Origin of the sequence: uncultured Desulfovibrio sp. (genome assembly GCF_944324525.1) — a bacterium.
Lineage (GTDB): Bacteria > Desulfobacterota > Desulfovibrionia > Desulfovibrionales > Desulfovibrionaceae > Desulfovibrio.
The window spans coordinates 1-21,623 of the sequence record NZ_CALUWS010000046.1; the positions used below are offsets into that span (position 1 = coordinate 1).

18 protein-coding genes are annotated in these 21,623 nt (G+C 65.0%); 15 read left to right on the top strand and 3 right to left on the bottom strand.

The features are described 5' to 3' along the window. Window positions 1-122: 122 nt before the first annotated feature. The 3 genes from Q0K12_RS10215 to Q0K12_RS10225 form a co-directional block, all read right to left on the bottom strand. Window positions 123-593 carry a hypothetical protein gene (locus tag Q0K12_RS10215; protein WP_297262606.1) on the bottom strand — a complete coding sequence of 157 codons (471 nt, stop codon included), beginning with the start codon at window positions 591-593 and terminating at the stop codon, window positions 123-125. Between the two features lie 218 nt (window positions 594-811). Next, complete coding sequence (gene argH / locus Q0K12_RS10220; protein ID WP_297262608.1) at window positions 812-2,200, bottom strand: argininosuccinate lyase; 1,389 nt, start codon at window positions 2,198-2,200, stop codon at window positions 812-814. Between the two features lie 92 nt (window positions 2,201-2,292). Next, a complete protein-coding gene (locus tag Q0K12_RS10225) occupies window positions 2,293-3,501 on the bottom strand; it encodes an argininosuccinate synthase (RefSeq protein WP_297262611.1) in 1,209 nt (402 codons plus the stop codon). A 362-nt stretch (window positions 3,502-3,863) separates the two neighbouring features. On the opposite strand from Q0K12_RS10225, the gene Q0K12_RS10230 reads away from it, so the two are divergent. The 15 genes from Q0K12_RS10230 to ftsZ all read left to right on the top strand — a co-directional run bounded on the left by Q0K12_RS10230 (window position 3,864) and on the right by ftsZ (window position 21,356). Further along, on the top strand, window positions 3,864-4,310 hold the full coding sequence (locus Q0K12_RS10230; RefSeq protein WP_297228326.1) for a division/cell wall cluster transcriptional repressor MraZ: 447 nt from the start codon (window positions 3,864-3,866) through the stop codon (window positions 4,308-4,310). Between the two features lie 12 nt (window positions 4,311-4,322). Beyond that, the gene (gene rsmH, locus Q0K12_RS10235) at window positions 4,323-5,342 is read left to right on the top strand and encodes a 16S rRNA (cytosine(1402)-N(4))-methyltransferase RsmH (RefSeq protein WP_297262613.1); all 1,020 of its coding nucleotides are present in this window, start codon (window positions 4,323-4,325) and stop codon (window positions 5,340-5,342) included. Next, on the top strand, window positions 5,333-5,641 hold the full coding sequence (locus Q0K12_RS10240; protein WP_297262615.1) for a hypothetical protein: 309 nt from the start codon (window positions 5,333-5,335) through the stop codon (window positions 5,639-5,641). The genes rsmH and Q0K12_RS10240 overlap by 10 nt, the downstream gene beginning before the upstream one ends. Window positions 5,642-5,688: 47 nt before the next feature. Beyond that, a complete protein-coding gene (locus Q0K12_RS10245) occupies window positions 5,689-7,842 on the top strand; it encodes a penicillin-binding transpeptidase domain-containing protein (RefSeq protein WP_297262617.1) in 2,154 nt (717 codons plus the stop codon). 2 nt (window positions 7,843-7,844) lie between these two features. Then, window positions 7,845-9,296: a UDP-N-acetylmuramoyl-L-alanyl-D-glutamate--2,6-diaminopimelate ligase gene (locus tag Q0K12_RS10250; protein ID WP_297262619.1), complete on the top strand. Its 1,452-nt coding sequence runs from the start codon at window positions 7,845-7,847 to the stop codon at window positions 9,294-9,296. Further along, the gene (gene murF / locus Q0K12_RS10255) at window positions 9,287-10,696 is read left to right on the top strand and encodes a UDP-N-acetylmuramoyl-tripeptide--D-alanyl-D-alanine ligase (protein ID WP_297262621.1); all 1,410 of its coding nucleotides are present in this window, start codon (window positions 9,287-9,289) and stop codon (window positions 10,694-10,696) included. Before Q0K12_RS10250 ends, murF begins: the two co-directional genes overlap by 10 nt. Before the next feature lie 3 nt (window positions 10,697-10,699). Continuing rightward, window positions 10,700-11,776 (top strand): phospho-N-acetylmuramoyl-pentapeptide-transferase, encoded by a 1,077-nt coding sequence (mraY, locus tag Q0K12_RS10260; RefSeq protein WP_297262623.1) that lies wholly within the window; start codon window positions 10,700-10,702, stop codon window positions 11,774-11,776. A 24-nt stretch (window positions 11,777-11,800) separates the two neighbouring features. Next, the gene (murD, locus tag Q0K12_RS10265; protein WP_297262625.1) at window positions 11,801-13,120 is read left to right on the top strand and encodes a UDP-N-acetylmuramoyl-L-alanine--D-glutamate ligase; all 1,320 of its coding nucleotides are present in this window, start codon (window positions 11,801-11,803) and stop codon (window positions 13,118-13,120) included. Further along, the gene (gene ftsW, locus Q0K12_RS10270; protein WP_297262627.1) at window positions 13,117-14,286 is read left to right on the top strand and encodes a putative lipid II flippase FtsW; all 1,170 of its coding nucleotides are present in this window, start codon (window positions 13,117-13,119) and stop codon (window positions 14,284-14,286) included. Before murD ends, ftsW begins: the two co-directional genes overlap by 4 nt. Beyond that, entirely contained in the window at window positions 14,268-15,338 is a 1,071-nt protein-coding gene (gene murG / locus Q0K12_RS10275; RefSeq protein ID WP_297262629.1) for an undecaprenyldiphospho-muramoylpentapeptide beta-N-acetylglucosaminyltransferase, read from the top strand. Before ftsW ends, murG begins: the two co-directional genes overlap by 19 nt. A gap of 293 nt (window positions 15,339-15,631) precedes the next feature. Further along, on the top strand, window positions 15,632-17,005 hold the full coding sequence (gene murC / locus Q0K12_RS10280) for a UDP-N-acetylmuramate--L-alanine ligase (RefSeq protein WP_297262639.1): 1,374 nt from the start codon (window positions 15,632-15,634) through the stop codon (window positions 17,003-17,005). Further along, the gene (gene murB, locus Q0K12_RS10285) at window positions 16,998-17,876 is read left to right on the top strand and encodes a UDP-N-acetylmuramate dehydrogenase (RefSeq protein WP_297262631.1); all 879 of its coding nucleotides are present in this window, start codon (window positions 16,998-17,000) and stop codon (window positions 17,874-17,876) included. Before murC ends, murB begins: the two co-directional genes overlap by 8 nt. After that, window positions 17,873-18,739, top strand: a complete 867-nt coding sequence (locus Q0K12_RS10290) for an FtsQ-type POTRA domain-containing protein (RefSeq protein ID WP_297262633.1) — start codon at window positions 17,873-17,875, stop codon at window positions 18,737-18,739. The genes murB and Q0K12_RS10290 overlap by 4 nt, the downstream gene beginning before the upstream one ends. A gap of 16 nt (window positions 18,740-18,755) precedes the next feature. Next, on the top strand, window positions 18,756-19,994 hold the full coding sequence (gene ftsA, locus Q0K12_RS10295; RefSeq protein ID WP_297262635.1) for a cell division protein FtsA: 1,239 nt from the start codon (window positions 18,756-18,758) through the stop codon (window positions 19,992-19,994). Between the two features lie 51 nt (window positions 19,995-20,045). Next, a complete protein-coding gene (ftsZ, locus tag Q0K12_RS10300) occupies window positions 20,046-21,356 on the top strand; it encodes a cell division protein FtsZ (protein ID WP_297262637.1) in 1,311 nt (436 codons plus the stop codon). Window positions 21,357-21,623: the final 267 nt, after the last annotated feature.

Below are 21,623 nucleotides of genomic sequence, written 5' to 3' on the forward strand. Positions count from 1 at the left end.
TGGCGTTTCGCGGAAAAAACGCGGTTTTTCCGCTCACTTTCGGCCGGGCGGCGCTGTGCCGCCGCCTCGCATTTTACCTTTTTCAAAGGCAAAATGCTCTAGAGCCGGCGGGGCGGCGTGGGTCACTGCTTTTCGCAATCCTGCCAGCGGCGCACGACTTTGCGGCGGAGGCCTTCGGCCATATCTTCCTTGCCGATCTTCATGGCGGCGAAGGCGGCCCAGGGCAGGTTGCGGCACTGGGCGGAGGCGGCATGCACCACCTCGGCCAGGGTGCCGTCGCGCCGGTCGGTATCGCTCATGGCCAGGGCCGCCGCGCAGGCGGCATCATAGCGGTGCTGGCTCAGGGCTTCACGCGAGAGGTTGGCCCGGCGTTCGTCCTTGTGCGCGGGCATGTCCCGGGTGAGCACAATGGCCGCCAGCGTCTGGGCCAGCGGGTCGCTGCCGGGATCTTCCTGCAGGCGGTCGATGGCGTCTTCCAGCGACAGCGCGCTTTTTTCCAGAGGTTCGGGGATGACGTCGCTGTCGGAGCAGGCGGAGAGACCGAGGGTCAGGCTGGCGGCAAGGGCCGCGGCGGTCAGCAGGCGTTTTGTCATGTGAGGGCAATATCCTGTTGAGGGTGAGGGAAAGGCGCTTGCGGCTGAGGCCGAGCGCCTGCGGCAGCCGGGGCGTCCGCCGGGCGTGGCGGCGCGTCCCCGAAGGTCTGGCCGAACGACCGGCCAGCGGTCTGCCGGGGAAAAGGAGGAAGGGGGGAAAACTGGGGAGGGAGCGTTCCGGTGCCCGGCACGTCTCCCCCCTCCGGTAAAGCGGCGGTCTAGGCTCGGTCAGCGAGCCACTGGCGCAGCTGCTCGAGCTGGCGGGCAACGGACTTGGGGCCGGTCCCGGCCGGGGTCTCGCGACGGCGCACGGCGGCGTCGTAGTCCAGCACGGCGTAGACGTCTTCGTCGATGCGCTCATCCAGCGTGCGGAGCTGTTCCAGCGTCAGGTCTTCCAGGCCCTTGCCTTCCTTTTCGGCCAGGGCCACGGCGTGCCCGGTGACGTGATGGGCCTCGCGGAAGGGCAGGCCCTTGCCCACGAGGTAGTCGGCCAGCTCCGTGGCGTTGAGGAAGCCGCGGGCGCAGGCGGCGCGCATGCGGTCGGTGCGGAAGGTGGTCTCGTCGAGCATGCCGGCCATGAGGGTAAGGGAGGCCGTCACCGTGCGGTCCGTATCAAGGAAGCCTTCCTTGTCTTCCTGAAGGTCGCGGTTGTAGGTGAGCGGCAGGCCCTTCACTGTGGTGAGCAGGCCCATGAGCGCGCCGTAGACGCGGCCCGTCTTGCCGCGCATGAGCTCGGCCACGTCGGGATTCTTTTTCTGCGGCATGATGGACGAGCCGGTGGAGTAGCCGTCGGAAAGGCTCACGAAGCCGAAGGCCGGATTGGCCCAGAGGATGATCTCCTCACAGAGGCGCGAGAGGTGGGCCATGATGCAGGAGGCGGCGAAGAGGGCTTCCAGCACGAAATCCCGGTCGGAAACACCGTCCATGGAGTTGCCGTAGATGCGCTCGAAGCCCACTTCGCGGGCCACGCTTTCGGGATCGAGCGGGTAGGTGGTGCCGGCAAGGGCGGCGCAGCCCAGCGGGGAGACGCGCACCCGCTTGCGCACGTCGTCCAGACGGTCCACGTCGCGCGCGAACATCCAGGCATAGGCCAGCAGATGGTGGGCGAGGCTGACGGGCTGGGCGGGCTGCAGATGGGTGCAGCCGGGGAGGATGTCGGCCTGATGGCCGTCGGCCAGGCGCACGAGGGTGCTGACGAGTTGTTTTGCGGCATGCTGCCAGTCGGCCAGCCGGTCATTGACGAAGAGGCGGAAGGTGAGGCCCACCTGATCGTTGCGGCTGCGGCCGGTATGCAGCTTTTTGCCGGTATCGCCCACGAGCTCGGTGAGCCGGGCCTCGATGTTCATGTGCACGTCTTCCAGCGCCGGTTTCCAGACGAAGGAGCCGTCTTCGATCTCTTTTTTGACGGCATTGAGCCCGCAGACGAGGGTCTCCGCCTCCTGCGGGGTGATGATGCCCTGGCGGCCCAGCATGCGGGCATGGGCTTGCGAGGCGCGGATATCCTGCGCGTAGAGGGCGCGGTCATAGGTTTGCGAATCGGTATAGGCGGCGACGGCTTCCCGGGGGCCTTCGGCAAAGCGGCCCCCCCAGCTCTGATTGGTGCTCATATGCTGCTCCCGGCGATGGCGATGGAGAAAAAGACGGAAAAGGCGCGGACACCCTGCGGCCGTCCGCGCCTGCTGCGACGAAGGGAAGGGGGCTACTTGCCCATCTTGGCCTTGATGGCCGCGTACATGCCGAGCCGCAGGCCGTTGAGGCGGATGAAGCCCGCCGCGTCCTTGTGGTCGTAGTCGCCGCCTTCGAAGGTGGCAAGGTCTTCGGAGAACAGCGAGTAGGGGGAGGTGCGGCACAGCGGCCAGACGCCGCCCTTGTACAGTTTGGCCCGCACGGTGCCGGTGACGGTCTCCTGCGACTTGTCGAAGAAGGCCTGCATGGCCTCGCGCTCGGGCGAGAACCAGTAACCATTATAAATGGCGTGGGAGTAGGGCACGGCCAGCTGATCGCGGATGGCCAGCAGGTCGCGGTCCATGCAGATGCCTTCAAGGTCGCGCTGCAGGGCGAAGAGCAGGGTGCCGGCGGGGTTTTCGTACACGCCGCGGCACTTCATGCCCACATAGCGGTTCTCCACCATGTCGTCACGGCCGATGCCGTGCTTGCCGGCCTTTTCGGCCAGCACGCGGATGATGTTGTAGGGCGAGAGCTTTTCGCCGTTGACGGAAACGGGGTTGCCCGCCTCGAAGCCCACTTCGATGATCTCCGGCTCGTTGGGGGCCTGCTCCACGGGCACGCAGCGCTCATGGCAGGACTCGTGCGGGGCGTTGGCCGGATCTTCCAGTTCGCTGCCCTCGAAGCTCGTGTGCAGCATGTTGGCGTCCATGCTGTAGCGCTTGGCGGCGGAGGAGATGGGGATGCCGTGCTTTTCGGCAAAGGCGTTGAGGGCCGTACGGGACATGAGATCCCATTCCCGCCAGGGGGCGATGACCTTGATGTCCGGGGCGAGCGCCTTGGCGGAGAACTCGAAGCGCACCTGATCGTTGCCCTTGCCGGTGGCGCCGTGGGAAATGGCGTCGGCCCCTTCCTTGCGGGCGATGTCGATGAGGGCCTTGGTGATGCAGGGCCGCGCGATGGAGGTGCCCAGCATGTAGCGGTTCTCGTAGCGGGCCGCGCCGCGCATCATGGGAAAGACGAAATCGCGGGCCATCTCTTCGCGCAGGTCCACCACATAGGCCTTGGACGCGCCGGTCTTGTAGGCCTTGGCCTCGACGCCGCTCAGGTCTTCCGGCTGGCCGAGGTCGGCCGTGCAGGTGATGACTTCGCAGTGATAGGTTTCGATCAGCCATTTAAGGATGACGGAAGTATCCAGCCCGCCGGAGTAGGCAAGCACCACTTTTTTGATTTTGTTGCTCATGGCAGCCTCGCTAGAAAATGTAGGCAACAAGTATCGCCGCAAACGCCGGCTTTGGCAAGTCCCGCGTGCGGCGGACTGCCCGGCCGGGGAGGGCCCCATGCCGTCACGGGATGTGGGAGATGGTGGGAGATTTTCTTGGGGGCCGCTGCGGACGCGATGGCGGAAAGGGCGCGCCGGACGGGCGTTTTTGGGGGGAAGGGCGTGGGAGAGCGTGGGAGGCGGTGGGAAAGCGTTATGAAAAAATATCCAATGATTTCAATTCATTGATTGCTCAATCCAGTCGGCAGGCTTGCTTGACAGGGGGTAGGGCTTGGGGCATAAGTGGGAAAAAGTGGTAAAACATGGTAATCGCGTGGTAGATTGTGAGAAAGCTCTTTCGTGGCAGCTTCAACCGCAGCCTGGATGCCAAGGGGCGTCTTATGCTGCCTCCCGGGTTCCGCGACGGCCTGCAGGCCGAAGGCGGGGACGGGACGTTTTGGCTCACGGCCTACTACGGTCATCTGACGGCCTACCTGCCCGATGAGTGGGAAAACATCATCGAGCAGCTGAGCCGTATCCGTTTTCCCTCGCCTGCGCTCTCCAACTTCAAGTCCAAGGTCATCGGGCTGGCGCAGGAAATGATCCCCGATCCGCAGGGGCGCGTGCGCATTCCGCAGCCGCTCATGCGTGAGGCGGGATTGTGCAAGGACGTGGTGCTGGTGGGTATGCTCGACAAGTTTGAAATCTGGGATCAGGGCCGCCACGACGCCATCGAGCTCACGGATGTTTCCGCCGAACTGGCGGCCAGCGGCATAGAGTTCTCCTTGTAAGAGGTTTCCGTCATGGTCTTTGCCTCCTCCACGTGCGACATCGCGTCGCGTCATCTTTCCGTGCTGCCGCGCGAAACGCTGGCGGTCTTCGCCCCGCTCTGGCAGGAGGGGGAGGGCCCCGTGCGCATCCTGGACGGCACGCTGGGCCTTGGCGGGCATACGCAGTCCCTGCTTGAGGCCTCGTCCCGGGTGGAGGTCTGCGGTCTGGACAGGGACGAAGAAGCCTTGGCATTGGCCCGGCAGCGTCTGGCCCCGTACGGGGAGCGCTTTACGGGCATACATTGCGAATACAGCCGTTTTGTCGAAGCACTGGACGGCCTGGGCTGGGACAACATCGACGGGGCGCTGCTGGACATCGGCGTCTCCTCACTGCAGCTGGACGAGGCCGAACGCGGCTTCAGCTTTTACGGTGACGGACCGCTGGACATGCGCATGGATCAGCATTCCGGCAAACCGTCGGCCTGGCACTGGGTCAACCGGGAAAATTTCGACCGCCTCAAGGAGTGCATCGCCACCCTGGGCGAGGAACCGCAGGCCGGGCGCATCGCCCGGGCCATCGTGGATGCCCGCCAGAAGGGCAGCATCGACACCACCGCCGAGCTGGCCGCGCTGGTGGAGCGCGCCTATCCGGCGGCGTGGCGGGCAAAGGCCCGCCGTCATCCGGCCACGCGCACCTTCCAGGCCCTGCGCATGGCGGTCAATGACGAGCTGGGGGAATTGCAGCGTTTTCTGGATGCCATCCTGCGGCGGCTGCGGGTGGGCGGCCGGCTGGCCGTCATCTGCTTCCATTCGCTGGAGGATCGCATGGTCAAGCAGGCCATGCGGCATTGGGCGGAAGGTTGCCGCTGCCCGCGGCACGTCATGCGCTGCGTGTGCGGGCATGAGCCCGAGGTGCGCATCCTGTTCAAGAAACCAGTGCAGGCCGGAGAAGACGAACTGGCCCGCAACCCCCGCGCCAGCAGCGCCAAGCTGCGCGCCGCGGAAAAGATCGCCGAGGACACGACGGCGGGGAGCGACGGCGCATGCGCATGAAGAAGGCTGCGGTCTTTCAGCGGGCCAATGGCCGCGGCTGGCTGCTGGTGCTGGCCTGGGGCGTCATCGCCTGTATGAGCATGGGGCTCGTGCTGGTCTGGGTGAACATCGAGCGGATGGATACCAACTACTTCATCAATATTGCCCAAACCACGCTCAACGAGCGCAAATCCCTGCGGGCCAAGCTGCAGGTGGAGCGCGAACGGTTGCTTTCGCCCTATGAATTGCGCCGCCGTGCCGAGGAATTCGGCATGACGGAGCCCAGGCCCGGACAGGTGCGCCGCCTCCAGAGCAATTAGGGGGCCGCGGACCGCCGCGCCACGGATCAGGGAAAGAGGTACGGGACATGCTGAAGTTTTCGCTGTCGCGCAATAAGCGCAACACGTCGAAAAAGAACGAGAACAGGCCGCGCAAACGGCAGCCTGAGGTCTCGCGCATCCTTGGCAGCACCCCGGGCGGCAAGCCCAATGCGTCCCGAAGCGCCGCCAAAAAAAGCTTCTGGGCCGACTGGGACTGGTCGCGCGCCCGCATCAATCTGGTGGTCATCGGCTTTTGTCTGCTCTGGGGCGGGCTCTGGTGCCGGGCCTGGTATCTCCAGATGATCATGGGGCCGCGTCTGGCGGATCGGGCCAACCGGCAGCATACGGCCACCGAGCTGGTGACCGGCCGCCGGGGCATGATCTTCGACCGCAACGGCCAGGTGCTGGCCCGCAGCGTGGAGGCTCGTTCCGTCTACGCCAAGCCGCGCGAGATCCAGGATTTCCTGAGCATGGCCAATACGCTCGGTCCCATCCTCGGGCTTGAGCCGCAAAAGCTCTATGACGAGCTTTCCAAGACCAGCCGCCGTTTCGTCTGGCTGCGCCGCAAGGTGGACGACTACACCGCCGAGGCCGTGCGCCGGGCCAATATCCCCGGTATCGGCCTGAGCAAGGAATATGACCGCGTCTATCCCTTCAAGCATCTGGCGGGCCAGCTGCTGGGTTTCGTGGGGCTGGACGACAAGGGGCTGGAAGGCATCGAGCGTTCGCTCGATTCGCGGCTTGGCTCTCTGCCCACGCGGCAGGTGGTACAGCGCGACGCCACGGGCCGCCGCTTCTATCTGCATGAGGAAGGGCGTTCCGAGCCGCGCGGCGAGGACATCACCCTGACCATCGACGTCCAGATGCAGTTCATCGCCGAGGAAGCCGTGGCCCGGGCCGCGCGGGACTTCGACGCCAAGTGGAGCGGGGCGCTGGTGGTGGACGTGCCCTCCGGGGACATCCTGGCCTGGGCGCAGTATCCCTTCTTCAACCCCAACAACTACCGGGAATCCAGCCCGGTGGTCTATCGCAACCGGCTGGCCGCGGACGCCCTGGAACCGGGCTCGACCTTCAAGCCCTTCATCATGGCCGCCGCGCTGGAAGAGAAGAAGATCACCACCACGACCCCCATCGACTGCGAGAACGGCCGCTGGGAGACCAAGAAATTCACCATCCGCGACACCTCGCGGCAGGGGGTGCTGCCCGCCCACAAGGTATTGCGCTATTCGTCCAACATCGGCATGGCCAAGATCGGCCTGGAGCTGGGCGCGCCGACCACCTACCGTTACCTGCGCGCCCTCGGCTTCGGGGAGCATGCCGTGGTGCCCGTGGCCGACAGCCGCGGCATCCTGCGCATCCCCCGGGACTGGAGCGATGTGGACGTCATGTCCGCAGCCTTCGGGCAGAGCGTTTCCGTGACCGGCCTGCAGATGGCGCAGGCCTACCTGACCCTGCTCAACGGCGGCGTATACAAGCCTTTGCGCCTGCTCAGGGAGGACAGCAACGTCGAGGAGCGGCATCCCCGTATCTTCCGTGAAGCGGTGGTGGAGCAAGTGCGCAAGATGATGCGCGACGTGGTCGAGGAGAAGGACGGTACCGGCAAGCGCGCCCGCATCGAAGGCGTGGAGGTGGCCGGCAAGACCGGCACGGCCCAGAAGGCCGACCGCCGCGCCGGTTCGTACGGCAACAAGCGTCTGGCGTCCTTCGTGGGCTTTTTGCCCGCCGACGATCCCCGCTATCTCATCGTGGTGCTGGTGGACGAACCCACCAAGAACCAGTACGGCGGCGTGGTGGCCGCGCCGGTGTTCCGCGAGATCGCGGCCCGCTCCATCACTTACAGCGGGGCCATCGTGCCGGTGGCCGACGTCGAGGAGACGGCGGAAAAGAAGACGGATCGCCGCCGCGGGCTCAAGCTGTCGCTGCCGGAAGCGCCCTATCTGGCGGAAGCCGTGGTGACGCCCGCCCGCCATGCCGGGGACGGCATGCGGCTGCCCGGCCATCGCAGCCGCGCCAGCACCAAGGTGCCGGACGTGCGCGGCAAGAGCCTGCGCAATGCGGTGGAGCTTTTTGCCCGGGCCGGGGTCGTGCCTGAGCTCAAGGGCAGCGGCAACAAGGTGGTCAAGCAGAGCCCTCCGGCCGGGAGCGACTGGGCCGAGGAAGGAAAGAACGTCAGGTATATCCTGTGGCTATCGGAGAAGTAGGGATGATGGGGACATTTGCGACACTGCTCGAACAGGTGGAGAAGGGCGGCATCGAGGTGCGCGCCGACTCGCGGCAGGTAGGACCGGGCGACGTTTTTGTGGCCGTGCCGGGCGCGACGGAAGACGGGGCGCGCTTCATCCCCGCCGCGCGCGAGGCCGGGGCCGCCGTCATCGTCTGCACGCCGGAGACAGCCGCTGCCTGCGGCGAGACGCCGTCCTGCCGGGTGATCCCCCATCCCGACCCGCGCGAGGCCCTCTGGCGGCTGGCCGCGGCGCGCCGGCACACGGCGGCGCATCCGTTGAGGACGCTGGGCATCACCGGCACCAACGGCAAGACCACCAGCGCCTACCTGCTCGAACACCTTTTCACGGCGGCGGGGCACAAGACCGGCGTGCTGGGCACGGTCAGCTACCGCTGGCCCGGCCATGTGGAAAATGCGCCCCTGACCACGCCGGATCCGCTGAGCATCCACGCCATGCTGGCCCGCATGGCCGAGGCGGGCGTGGATACGGCGGTCATGGAAGTCTCTTCGCACGCGCTGGAACAGCAGCGGGTGGGCGGCATCCCCTTTGCCGGGGCCCTGTTCACCAACCTCACCCAGGACCATCTGGATTTCCACCCCGACATGGAACGGTACTTTGCGGCAAAAGCCCGGCTGTTCCGCGAACTGCCCGCGCAGGACAAGGCCCTTGCCGTCAATGCGGACGATGCCTGGGGACGCCGCCTGCTGGCGGACTGTCCCGCCGCCCTTTCCTACGGGCTGCACGCGGCCACGGACGGACGGCGGCATCTGCAGGGGGAGATCCTGCATTCCGGCACGGACGGCCTGCATCTGCGCATGTCGCTGGAAGGAGAGAGCTGGGAGCTGCGTTCGCCGCTGGTGGGGCAGTTCAACGCCCTCAATCTTCTGGGGGTACAGGCACTGGCCCTGGAGCTGGGGCTGCCGCAGGCCTCCTTGCAGGCGCTGGCGGGTTTTCGCGGCGTGCCCGGCCGTCTTGAGCGGGTGGAGAACCCGCGCGGGCTCAATGTTTTCGTGGATTACGCCCATACGCCGGATGCGCTGGTCAATGTGTTGCAGGCCCTGCGCGGGGCGGGCTTTCGGCGGATCCTGGCGGTCTTCGGCTGCGGCGGCAACCGGGATCGCGGCAAGCGTCCCCGCATGGGCGAAGCCGTGGCCCGCTACGCGGACGTGGCCGTCCTCACCTCGGACAATCCGCGCTTTGAAGACCCGGAAGCCATCCTGCAGGATGTGCTGCCCGGGCTGAAGGAAGCGCGGGAGGTGCTGGTGGAAGTGGACCGCCGCACGGCCACGCGCAAGGCCCTTGAGATGCTGGGCCCGCAGGATGCACTGCTCATCGCGGGCAAGGGGCATGAGGATTATCAGATCATCCAGGGCGTCAAGCACCACTACAGCGATCAGGAAGTGGTACGGGAGATACTGGGGTGCGCCTAAGACTGAGTGAACTGGCCGCGGCCGCCGGCTGCGCGCTCGCGCCGGAAGATGACCGCGAAATGACCGCCGTGGCGACGGACAGCCGCGCCGTACGGCCGGGGACGCTCTTCGTCTGTCTGGCGGGCGAGCATGTGGACGGGCACGATTATGCCCTGAAGGCGCAGGAAGCCGGGGCAACGGCCATCCTGGGGACGCGTGCGCCGCAGGCCATGCCCGCCGGACTGCAGGTCCCGTATCTGCGGGCGGAGGATGCCGTGAAGGCCCTGGGCCGCATGGCGGCGCTGTGGCGTGACCGTTGCGCGGGGGTCAAGGTCATCGCCGTCACCGGCACGGCCGGCAAGACCACGGTCAAGGAATTGCTGGCCCAGACGCTGGCCCTTGCGGGCAAGACGGCACGCAATGCCGCCAATCTGAACAATCAGATCGGTCTGCCGCTCTCCCTGCTGGCCGCCGACGGCGACGAGGCCTTCTGGGTCATGGAAGTGGGCATCAGTCACGAGGGCGACATGGACGAGCTGGGCGAGATCGTGCGGCCGGACATGGCGCTCATCCTCAATGCCGGCGCGGGACATACCGAGGGGCTGGGCGCGCGCGGCGTGGCCTGGCACAAGGCGCGCCTGCTGCACTATGTGCCGCGGGACGGCGTCTGCCTCATCAGCGCCGACTATCCCGATCTGGTGCGCGAGGCCCGTGCCGTGCGCGGCGACCTGCTGTATTTCACCGCCGAGGGCCGCCCCCTGCGGTTTGGCGGCACGTCCGCCGGCAGCGAGGGCGAGCGGGGCCGCTATCGCCTGAATCTGGACGGCAGGGCCTGCGATGTGCTGGCTCCCTTCCGGGGCGGCTACGGCGCGGAGAACTGCATCGCCGTGGCGGCGGCGGCCACGCTGCTGGGTCTTGCGCCGGAGACCATCGCCCGTGGCCTGTCCGAGGCGGAACTGCCCGCGCAGCGCTTCGTGCGCAAGCAGGTGGGGCCGTGGCGCGTCATCGACGATACCTATAACGCCAATCCGCTTTCCATGCGGCGCATGCTGGACGCCGCGGCGGAGCTGGCCTGCGGCGAGGGCGGCAGCTTCATCGCCGTGCTGGGCGAGATGCGTGAGCTGGGCGACCTGGCCGCGCCTGAGCACGAGCGGTTGGGCCGCCATCTGGCGGAACTGCGCCCTGACGCCATATTCTGGAAGGGCGGGCAGGCGGAAGCCGTGCGCGCCGGTCTGGAGCGGGGGGGCTATGCGGGGCCGTTTCACGCGCCCGCGGATGCCGGGGAATTTTGCGCGCTCCTGGGGAACATGGGTAAGGGGACAGGCCGCGGCGGCCTTGTGCTGTTCAAGGGGTCGCGCGGCAATGCGCTGGAAGAATGGCTGTCCGCTCTGCAGGATGCGGCGGAACAGCGGGGGATGTGAGGCATGTTTTACTCTCTGCTGGTGCCGCTGGCTGACGAATGGTCGGCGTTCAACGTCTTCCGCTACATCTCGTTCCGCTCTCTGGCGGCGCTCATGACGGCCCTGGTCATCTCCGTGCTGGTGGGGCCGCGCTTCATCGCCTGGCTGCGCAGGCTCAAGTGCGGCCAGTACATCCACGAGGATGTGGCCGCCCATGCGGGCAAGGCCGGTACGCCCACCATGGGCGGCATCATGATGCTGTTCAGTCTCGGGGTGAGCCTGCTGCTCTGGGCGGATCTGCGCAATTCCTATATCTGGCAGACCTTCTTCGTCTTTGTGGGCTTCGGGCTGGTGGGGCTCTGGGACGATCTGACCAAGCTGCGCCACCACAAGAACCGGGGCATCAGCGGCCGCGCCAAACTGGCCGGACAGGCGGCCGTGGCTCTGCTGGCCATGCTGGCCCTCTATCTTGACGAACGCTGCAACACCACGCTGTCCATCCCCTTCATCAAGGAATGGACGCCGGATCTGGGGATCTTCTACATCCCCTTCGGGATGTTCGTCATGGTGGCGGCCTCCAATGCCGTCAATCTCACGGACGGGCTGGACGGGCTGGCCATCGGCCCGAGCATCGTGGCCGGGGTGGTCTTTGCCATCTTCATCTACATCACCGGCCATGCGCGCTTGGCCTCCTATCTGCTGGTGCCCTATGTGCCGGGCATGGGAGAGGTGACGGTCTTCTGCGGCGCGCTGGTGGGGGCCGGACTGGGCTTTTTATGGTTCAACGCCTATCCGGCGCAGATCTTCATGGGCGATGTGGGCTCGCTGAGCCTTGGCGGCGTGCTGGGCTATCTGGCCCTGCTGAGCAAGCAGGAGCTGGTGCTGGCCGTGGTGGGCGGCCTGTTCGTGGCCGAGACGCTCTCCGTCATCATGCAGGTGGGCTATTTCCGCTGGACGGGCGGCAAGCGGCTCTTCCGCATGGCGCCGCTGCACCATCATTTTGAACTCAAGGGCGTACCGGAATCGAAGATCATCATCCGCTTCTGGATCACGTCCATCCTGCTGGGGCTCATGGCCCTGTCCGTCCTCAAGCTGCGCTAGCAGGGAAAGGAGAGGAGAACGCTTATGGCTTTGGAACGCAATCGCGGCCGTCGTATTCAGCCTGGGGAACTTGCCGTCGTGGTGGGCGCCGGACGATCCGGCCTTGCCGCGGCAAAACTGCTGCGCCGGGAAAAGGCCCGGGTGCGGCTGCTGGAGCGCAACCGCAACGCCATAGATCTGACCACGCTGGCCGCCCTGCAGCGCGCCGGGGTGGAAGTGCTCTTTGGCGAGCACACGCCGGAGCTTTTCGAGCATGCCGTGCTGGTGGTGGCCAGCCCCGGCCTGCCGCTGACCGCCTTGCGGGAGATGATGGGGCCGCACGCGGCGCGCACCAATTGCGAAGTCATGGCCGAAATGGAGCTGGCCTGGCGCTATCTTGACGGCGAACCGGTGCTGGCCGTGACCGGCACGAGCGGCAAGACCACCACCGTGAGCCTGGCCGCCGCCATGCTCCAGAAACAGGGCTATGCCGTCTTTCTGGGCGGCAACATCGGCACGCCGCTTTCCGAATACGTGCTGGCCGGACGCCGGGCCGACGTCCTCGTGCTGGAGGCTTCCAGCTTCCAGCTGCAGGGCTGCTCGACCTTCTGCCCGCGCGTGGGGATCATCCTCAACATCTCGCCCAACCATCTGGACCATCACAAGAACATGGCCGAATACGTGGAGGCCAAGTTCCGCATCTTCCGCTGTCAGGAAGAGGGGGATCTTGCCATCATGGGCGAGGGGCTGCGCAAGGTCTCCGGCGCTTTCCGGCTGCGGGCGCGGCAACAGCTCTTCATCCCGACCAACTGTCCGCAGCGTTTTGCGGACTGTCAGCTGCTCGGCGCGCACAACAATTTCAATGTGGAGGCCGCCTGGCTGGCCTGCCGCTTCTTCGGCGTGAGCGAGGCCAATGCCGCGGCCGCCGTGGCCGCCTTCCGGCCGCTGCCGCACCGGCTGGAGCGGGTCCGCCGCCATCGCGGGGTGCTGTTCGTCAACGATTCCAAATGCACCACCGTGGCCGCGCTCAAGGTGGCGCTGGAATCCTTCGATCAGCCGGTGCGCCTGCTGTGCGGCGGCAAGTTCAAGGGCGGCGATCTGGCGGCGCTCGTCCCCCTCGTGCAGGAAAAGGTGCAGGAGGTGGCCCTGTTTGGCGGCAGCCGCGAGGTCTTTGAAAAAGCCTGGAGCGACGTCGTGCCCATGCACTGGCACGAAACTCTGAAGGAAGCGGTGACCCTGCTCTCCCACACCGCCTGCAAGGGCGATGTGGTGCTGCTGGCCCCCGCCACCTCCAGTTTTGACCAGTACGAAAACTACATGAAGCGCGGCGAGGACTTCAAACGCATCGTCGGTGCCCTGGCATGAAGAAGAACAGTTTCCGTGAGAGCAAGGCGGCCAGCGTGCTGGCGCGCGTGGCCGAAAAGGCCCTTCCGGGAGGCTTCGACTGGTGGCTGTTCACGTTGACGGTCATCATCCTTGCCATCGGGCTCATCATGGTGCTCTCGGCCAGCGGCATCGTGGCGGAGATAGACAACGGCGACAAATATTATTTCTTCAAGCGGCAGGTGGCCTTTGCCATCGTCGGCCTGCTGGCCCTGTGGGGAGCGGCGCTCATGCCGCGCGCCTGGCTCTACAAGCTTCAGTATCCGGCGCTGTTCCTGTCGTTGCTGCTGCTCCTGCTGACGCTCTCGCCGCTGGCGCCCGCCATCAACGGCGCGCGCCGCTGGATACCCCTCGGGCCCATCTCCATCCAGCCCATGGAATTCGTGAAGATCTCCATGGCGCTCTATCTGGCGTATTTCATGAGCAGCAAGCAGGATCTCATCAAGACGTTCAGCCGGGGGGTCATCCCTCCCTTTGCCGTGACCGGCCTGTTCTGCTTCCTTCTGCTGTTGCAGCCGGATTTCGGCAGCTCGGTCGTGCTGGCCAGCCTGCTCTTTTTCATGTGCGTAGCCGGAGGGACGCGGTTCATCTACCTGTTTTTCGCCATGGCGCTGGTGGTGGCCGGGGCCATGGCGCTGGCCATCGCCTCGCCGTACCGCCTGCGGCGTCTGCTGGCCTTCCTCGATCCCTTCGCGGACCCGTCCAATACGGGCTACCACCTTGTGCAGTCCTTGCTGGCCTTCGGATCGGGGGGCTTTTTCGGGGTGGGCGTCGGCGCCAGCAAACAGAAGATGTTCTACCTGCCCGAAGCGCATAACGACTTCATCATGGCCGTCATGGGCGAGGAGCTGGGTTTTGTGGGCGTGAGCGTGGTCATGCTGCTTTTCACCATGCTGTTCTGGCGCTGTTACCGCATCATCATGGGACAGAAGGAACTGCGCGACCGCTTCACGGCCTTTGGCATCACCGTGATCATCGCCATGGGCTGTCTCATGAACCTGGCGGTGGTCATGGGCGTGGCCCCGCCCAAGGGCGTGCCCATGCCGCTGGTGAGCTACGGCGGCAGTAACTTGCTGGCGACGCTCATCTGTGTGGGCTTGCTGCTCAATTTTTCAAGGACGGCTGACGGATGGAAAAAGTCCTCCTGACCACCGGCGGCACCGGCGGACATATCTTCCCGGCCCTGGCTGTGGCCGAGGCCGTGCGACGGCGGCACCCGCAGGCACAGCTTCTTTTCGTGGGCTCGCAGTACGGGCCGGAAGCCCGGCTCGCGGCACAGGCGGGCGTGGACTTCGTGGGCCTGCCGGTGCGCGGTCTGGTCGGGCGGGGCTGGCGCGGTCTTGCGGCCGCCGCCAGGATGAGCGCCGCCTGCGGACGGGCCGTGGGCCTGATCCGCCGCTTTCGTCCCGACGTGGCGGCGGGCTTCGGCGGTTATGCCGCCTTTGCGCCCCTGCTGGCGGCACGCTTGTGCGGCGTGCCCTGCGTGCTGCATGAGCAGAATGCCGTGGCCGGGGCCAGCAATCGCCTGTTGGGCCGTCTGGCGGGCACGGTCTGTCTGTCGCTGGAAGGGACGCAGGGCTTTGCCCCGGAAAAATGCGTGCTGACGGGCAATCCCGTACGGGCGGCCGTGGCCGAAGCCGGCAGGCGTCCGCGGGAGTTCGGCAGTCGCCGGCTGTTGATCATGGGCGGCTCGCAGGGCGCGCACGCCCTGAATGTTTATGTCATGGAGCAGCTCTCCCTGCTGCGGGAAGCCGGGGTGGAGGTGCGGCACCAGACCGGGAAGGCGGATTACGAGAGCGTGCGCGCGGCCTATGTCGCCGCCGGTTTTGCGGCCGAATGCGTCAGCCCCTTCATCGACGACATGGCCTCGGCCTATGCCTGGGCGGATGTCGCCTTCTGCCGGGCCGGGGCCACTACGGTGGCGGAACTGTGCGCCGCGGGCCTGCCCGCCGTGCTGGTGCCCTTTCCGCAGGCGGCGCACGATCATCAGCGCAGCAATGCCGTTGCGCTGAGCAGGGCCGGAGCGGCCCGCTGGCTTGCGGAAGACCGTATGCGGGAAGAGGCGTTGCTGAGAAGCGTCATCGCGTTGCTGGATGCGCCGGAAGAACGCCGCCGGATGAGCGAGGCCGCCCGCCGTGCCGCCCGGCCGCAGGCGGCGGAGGCCGTCTGCGAGGTGCTGGAACGGCTGTGTCGGACGTAGGGGCCGCTGATGCCGGCGCGCCTTGCGCTGGGGGAGGGGATCCCGCCGACGCGCGAGGCCCAGCCTTTTCATAGGGAAGCGAGAAAAAGCCTTCTCGCCTTCCCTTAAACTCCCATCCCTTCCCAGCGCGCTGTGTGAAGGCAAGGGAGCGGTGAGGAAGCGTGTTCCGCGAGCATGCGGAGCGTGTCTTGCAAAACATGTGGCGACACAGTCCAGACTGAGACGAAAAGACGATATGTCCGCCGCAGGACGGCGGATCGACGGATAAAGGAAAGAGCGTGGAACGAAGCGGAATGAACAACCGGGTGCGCTGCATCCATATGGTGGGCATCGGCGGGGCCGGCATGAGCGGCATCGCCGAGGTCCTGCTCAGCCAGGGATACCGGATCTCGGGGTCCGACATGTCGGATTCCGCGGTGGTCAGGCATTTGCGCACGCTGGGAGCCGACATCGCCATCGGGCATGCGCCCGAAAACGTGGGCGACGTGCAGGTGCTCGTCAAATCGACGGCCATCGCGGAAAACAATCCCGAAGTGATGGAGGCCCGGCGGCGGAACATCGCCATCATCCCGCGCGCCGAGATGCTGGCCGAGCTCATGCGCCTGCGGCAGGGCATCGCCATCGCCGGCACGCACGGCAAGACCACGACCACCTCGCTCACCGCCGCCATCTTTGACGCGGCCGGGCTCGACCCCACGGTCATCATCGGCGGCAGGCTCAACGTCTACGGCACCAATGCCCATCTGGGCACCGGGGAATATCTCATTGCCGAGGCCGATGAATCGGATGCCTCGTTCCTGTGCCTTTTCCCCATCATCAATGTGGTCACCAATGTGGACGAGGATCACCTCGACCACTACGGCACGCAGGAGGCGCTGGACGAGGCCTTTGTCCACTTCATGAACAAGGTGCCGTTTTACGGCTGCAACGTGGTCTGTGTGGACGATCCCGGCGTGCGCCGCCTGCTGCCGCAGGTCAAACGTCCCGTGCTGACCTACGGTTTCAGCGAAGAGGCGCGCCTGCGCGCCGAGATGCGGGAAAGCGGCGCGGTCAGCCGTTTCGGGGTCTTTCTGGACGGCACGTCCCTGGGCGAGGTGCGGCTGCCCCATCCCGGGCATCACAATGTGCTCAACGCGCTGGCGGCCATCGGTACGGCCCTGAAGGCGGACATCCCCTTTGCGCGCTGCGCGGATGGTCTGGCCGCCTTTGCCGGCGTGGGACGTCGCTTCGAATTCAAGGGCGAGCGCAACGGCGTGACCGTTGTGGACGACTACGGCCATCATCCTGCGGAAATTGCCGCCACGCTGGAAACGGCCCGGCAGGTTTTTCCCGGCCGCCGCATCATCGCGGCCTTCCAGCCGCACCGCTTCAGCAGGACGCAGGCGCACTTCGGCGAATTCTGCAAGGTCTTCGACCCCATCGATCAGGTGCTGCTGACGGAGATCTATGCCGCAGGAGAAAAGCCCATCCCCGGCGTCTCAGGGGAAAGCCTGGCCCAGGGCATGCGGCAGGTGGGCAGTACGCCGGTCACCTATTTTCAGACGCTGGATGAGCTCGTGCGGGAGCTGCCCAGCTTCCTGCAGCCCGGGGATGTGCTCCTGACGCTGGGCGCCGGCAGCATCACCCGTGTTGGACCGCTCTGGCTGGAGGAGAATGCGCATGCGTGAAACGGCTTCTCCGCTTCTTTCCGAACGTACCAGCATGCGCCTTGGCGGAAAAGCCATTGCCGAACTATGCATCGAGTCGGAAAATGACGTTTTCCTGCTGGATGAGCGGCGCAAACAACTGGGCGGACGGCTCTATTTTCTGGGTGCGGGAACGAACATCCTGGCGGCCGAGGGCGATTTGCCTGTTATCCTCGTTCGTTATGCGGCAGCAGGCGAGCCTGAGATCGTCGGCGAGGATGACGGCAAGGTATTCGTCCGTGCCGGAGCGTCCGTGCCTTTGGCGCGACTGTTGCGCTTCTGCGCCGTTCGGGGCTTGAGCGGGCTGGAAGGACTGGTCGGCATCCCGGGCAGTGTCGGCGGCGCTGTCGCCATGAACGCAGGGTCCTTTGGCTGCGAGGTTGGCCCGCATCTTGCTAGCGTACGCTTTTATGACGGCGTGCAGATCAGGGATGCCGCGGGCACGCAGCTGTCCTACGGTTACCGGCATATGCGCATGCCTGGCGGAGTGGCGGACTATCTTGTGTTGTCGGGCACTTTTAGCTTGACCCGCAAGGCAAAGGGTGACATTTCTTTACTCATGCGTCACAAGTTTTTCGAGAAAAAGTCTAAACAACCTGTGACCGCCTGGAGCGCCGGATGCGTCTACAAAAATCCCGCTCCTGATCGTTCCGCCGGAAAGCTGCTGGACGCTGCCGGATTTCGCGGCAAGTCGCTGGGCGGTATGATGTTTTCCCCCCTGCATGCGAATTTTCTCGTCAATACGGGCAAGGGGAGTGCCCCGGCGGCATTTGACTTGATGCGGATGGCCGAAGAAGAGGTAAAACGCCGGTTTTCCATCGTTCTTGAGCCGGAAGTCAGGATTTTGTCGTGAATCTGTCGCTGAAGAGGAAGAAACAGGTTCGCAACAGCTACCGCAGGGAAAAGGTTTCGTTCTGGGCGGCAGTGCGGAGCATCCGCCTGCCCCTGCCCAAGCTGCCGCTGATGCGAGGCAGTTTTGCCAGTGTGCTGACCCTGTGCGTGCTGCTGGTTTTTGTAACGGCCGTGGTGACTGGAGTCTGCGCCCTGAGCCTGTGGCTGTACGGCAAGGCGACGACGAGCGAATTTTTTGCCACCACCCATATAGATGTGACTGGGAATGTACGGCTGTCCCGCGAGATGGTGCTCAAGTACGGCGGTATCCGGGAGGGCGACAACAGCCTTTCCGTGAGCATCACCGAAATGGAGCGCAAGCTGCGGGCTACCCCCTGGGTGGAGGAGGTCTCCGTCAAACGGTTGCTGCCGGATCGTTTCATCATCCGCATCAAAGAGCGTATGCCGTCTTTCTGGGTGCACAGGAACGGGCAGCTTTATTACGCCAATGAGCGAGGCGAGATCATCGCTCCGGTGGAAAGCGAGAATTTCCTTTCCCTGCCCACACTGACCGTGGAGCCCGGCGGAGAGGACGCCATACCGTACTTGGAGCGGCTCATGGCGGATCTGAACAGCGGGAGCCTCCCTGTGGAATCGGGGGCCGTGGCGTCGGTGACCTTGAGTCCGGCACGAGGCGTGGAAGTCTATCTGGAGGATCGGGAAATGCGCCTTTCCATCGCGACGGACGACTGGAGCGGCAACCTGTCACGGCTGGGCGCTACGCTGAGCGACCTGGCGCGGCGGCAGGAATTGCGGGATGTGCGCGATGTGCGGGCGGTTCACGGCAACGTGTGGGTGATTTTGAATCAGAAGGTACGCAGTTGATCTCAGGGTGGCAGGAATGAACAAGTCTGATCTCATTGTCGGTCTTGATATCGGAACGACCAAGATTTGCGCGGTGGTGGGCCAGCTCAACGAGTCCGGCACCATCGAAGTGGTGGGCATTGGCAACAGTGTCTCCACCGGGCTGCGCAAGGGCGTGGTCGTCAATATCGAGCAGACGGTGCAATCCGTGCGCAAGGCAGTGGAAGATGCCGAACTCATGGCGGGCTGCGAGATCAACTCCGTCTATGTCGGCATAGCCGGCAGCCATATCATGGGCATCAACAGCCACGGGGTCATCGCCGTCAAGGGCGGCGAAGTGACGCAGCGGGATATCGAACGCGTGCTGGATGCGGCGCGGGCCGTGGCCATCCCGGCCGACCGGGAGGTCATCCACATCCTGCCGCAGGAATATATCGTCGACAACCAGTACGGCATCGCCGATCCGCTGGGTATGGCCGGCGTGCGGCTGGAAGTGCGGGTGCACATCGTCACCGGGGCCATCTCCTCGGCGCAGAACATCGTGCGCTCCTGCCACAGGGCCCAGCTTGAAGTCTCGGAGATCGCGCTGGAATCCCTCGCCTCGGCCAAGGCCGTCCTCACGGACGAAGAACGGGAGATCGGCGTGGCGCTGGTGGATCTGGGCGGCGGCACGACCGACATCGCCATCTTCGCCAACGACGCCATCAAGCATACGGCCGTCCTGGCGCTGGGCGGGCAGAACCTGTCCAACGACATCGCCTTCGGGCTGCGTACGCCTGTGGCCTCGGCGGAAAAGATCAAGATCAAGTACGGCTGCGCCCTGACCGATCTGGTGCGCGCCGACGAATATATCGAAGTACCCAGCGTGGGCGGGCGGGAATCCCGTCGCCTCTCGCGGCAGGTACTGGCGGAGATCTGCGAACCTCGCATGGAAGAGATCCTCTACCTCGTGGACCAGAGCCTCGTGCGCTCCGGCTACAAGGATCTCATCGGGGCCGGCGTCGTCCTAACGGGCGGGACGTCGCTCATCGAAGGCTGTCAGGAGCTGGGCGAGCAGATCTTCAACCTTCCGACGCGCATAGGCTATCCGCGCAATGTGGGTGGTCTGAAAGACGTGGTCAACAGTCCCAAGTTCTCTACGGCAGTGGGGCTCTTGTGCTACGGCGCGGAAAAGGAAATGGGCGGACAGAAGAAGTTCACCTCTTCGCGCAATGAAAGCAGCATGTTCGATGGGCTGCTGGCACGCATGAAGAAGTGGTTTTCCGACATTTCCTAGCTTTCAGTTTCATTTGCGGGCAAACAGGCAACACACAAGAGGAGAGGAAGCATGTCTCAGTCTATCATGGATGAAATCGACACTTCGCTGGCCAGCAGCGCCAAACTCAAGGTTATCGGCGTCGGTGGCGGTGGCGGCAACGCCGTACAGAACATGATCGACTCCGGACTGAAGGGTGTTCAATTCGTGTGCGCCAATACCGACGTGCAGGCGCTCAATAAAAATACATCGCCCCTCAAGGTGCAGCTCGGCGAAAGCCTGACGCGCGGCCTTGGCGCTGGGGCCAACCCCAATGTGGGCCGTGAAGCCGCGCTGGAGAGCATCAACGCCATCCGTGAAGCCATTGGCGATGCCGACATGGTTTTCGTCACCGCCGGCATGGGCGGCGGCACGGGCACGGGCGCCGCGCCCGTGGTGGCGCAGGCCGCCAAGGAGCTGGGCGCGCTCACCGTCGGCGTGGTGACCAAACCTTTCACCTTTGAAGGCATCAAGCGCAAACGCGCGGCCGAAGTGGGGCTTGAGGAGTTCAAGCAGCATGTGGACTGTCTGATCACCATCCCCAATGACCGCCTGATGGCCTTCGCGCCCAAGAAGGAACCGTTCAGCCGCATGCTGGAACGGGCCAATGAGGTGCTGTACTACGCCGTCAAGGGCATTTCCGACGTCATCCTCGGGGAAGGCATCATCAATCTTGACTTTGCCGACGTGCGCACCACCATGTCCGAATCCGGGCTGGCGCTCATGGGCACGGGCATGGCCTCCGGCGAAAACCGCGCCAGAGAAGCCGCGCAGCGGGCCATCATGAGTCCTCTGCTCGAAGACGTCTCGCTGGAAAGCTGCAAGGCCGTCCTCTACAACATCACGGCTCCGCAGGACATTTCCGCCGAAGAGATCCAGGAGATCGGCGACATCATCGCCGACGCCGCTCCGGAAGATGCCAACATCATCTTTGGTGTGGTCTTCGACGAAGAAGTGGGGGATGAGATCCGCATCACGGTGATCGCGACCGGCATTGAGCCGCCGCAGGCCGTGGAAGCCAAACCGGCGGCTCCGGCGACGGTGACGCCGTTCAGCAAGGCCGGGGCCAATGCCGTGCGCACGGAAGCTCGCCGCGTCGTGCGGGCCGAACAGCCGCCGGTCTACAGCCAGCAGCCTCAGGCCGAGCCGCAGATGCGTCCGATCCGCCATCAGTCGCGCACCGAGGAGATCAGTTCCTGGTATGACGCCAACAGCAGCGATTACCCCTTTGTCATGAAGGGAGACCGTCGCCGCCAGCAGCGCCATGCTCCTGGCCAGGAGGATTTCCTCTACAGCGACAGCGATTGTGAAACTCCTGCCTTCCTTCGCACGCAGGCCGACTAGGCTGCGCTGCCGAAGAAGGTCGAATACAACTTTCAGGGCTTGCCTCTTCGGCCCTGAAATGCCCGCCGGGAGGCCCATGGGGGGCCTCCCAGTGCATTCCTCTCAAGTCCGCAGAAGTCCGCGCTGTGATGAAACAGCGCGGACTTTTTTTGTCTGCGCATTCTCTGTGCGCAGCGTATAATATTCCATGTCTAGGTGTTGTGTTCCGATAGGTTGTTCACCCTTTCCTCATTCGGTAAGTTGGAAGTTACCAGACAAACCAACAAA

Coding starts and splice junctions, on each gene's coding strand:
- Q0K12_RS10240 (WP_297262615.1), top strand. CDS start 5,333: ATGCGCATGAAGAAGGCTGCGGTCTTTCAGCGGGCCAATGGCCGCGGC.
- mraY (WP_297262623.1), top strand. CDS start 10,700: ATGTTTTACTCTCTGCTGGTGCCGCTGGCTGACGAATGGTCGGCGTTC.
- murD (WP_297262625.1), top strand. CDS start 11,801: ATGGCTTTGGAACGCAATCGCGGCCGTCGTATTCAGCCTGGGGAACTT.
- Q0K12_RS10245 (WP_297262617.1), top strand. CDS start 5,689: ATGCTGAAGTTTTCGCTGTCGCGCAATAAGCGCAACACGTCGAAAAAG.
- ftsW (WP_297262627.1), top strand. CDS start 13,117: ATGAAGAAGAACAGTTTCCGTGAGAGCAAGGCGGCCAGCGTGCTGGCG.
- argH (WP_297262608.1), bottom strand. CDS start 2,200: ATGAGCACCAATCAGAGCTGGGGGGGCCGCTTTGCCGAAGGCCCCCGG.
- ftsZ (WP_297262637.1), top strand. CDS start 20,046: ATGTCTCAGTCTATCATGGATGAAATCGACACTTCGCTGGCCAGCAGC.
- ftsA (WP_297262635.1), top strand. CDS start 18,756: ATGAACAAGTCTGATCTCATTGTCGGTCTTGATATCGGAACGACCAAG.
- murB (WP_297262631.1), top strand. CDS start 16,998: ATGCGTGAAACGGCTTCTCCGCTTCTTTCCGAACGTACCAGCATGCGC.
- murG (WP_297262629.1), top strand. CDS start 14,268: ATGGAAAAAGTCCTCCTGACCACCGGCGGCACCGGCGGACATATCTTC.
- rsmH (WP_297262613.1), top strand. CDS start 4,323: ATGGTCTTTGCCTCCTCCACGTGCGACATCGCGTCGCGTCATCTTTCC.
- Q0K12_RS10215 (WP_297262606.1), bottom strand. CDS start 593: ATGACAAAACGCCTGCTGACCGCCGCGGCCCTTGCCGCCAGCCTGACC.
- Q0K12_RS10250 (WP_297262619.1), top strand. CDS start 7,845: ATGATGGGGACATTTGCGACACTGCTCGAACAGGTGGAGAAGGGCGGC.
- Q0K12_RS10225 (WP_297262611.1), bottom strand. CDS start 3,501: ATGAGCAACAAAATCAAAAAAGTGGTGCTTGCCTACTCCGGCGGGCTG.
- murC (WP_297262639.1), top strand. CDS start 15,632: ATGAACAACCGGGTGCGCTGCATCCATATGGTGGGCATCGGCGGGGCC.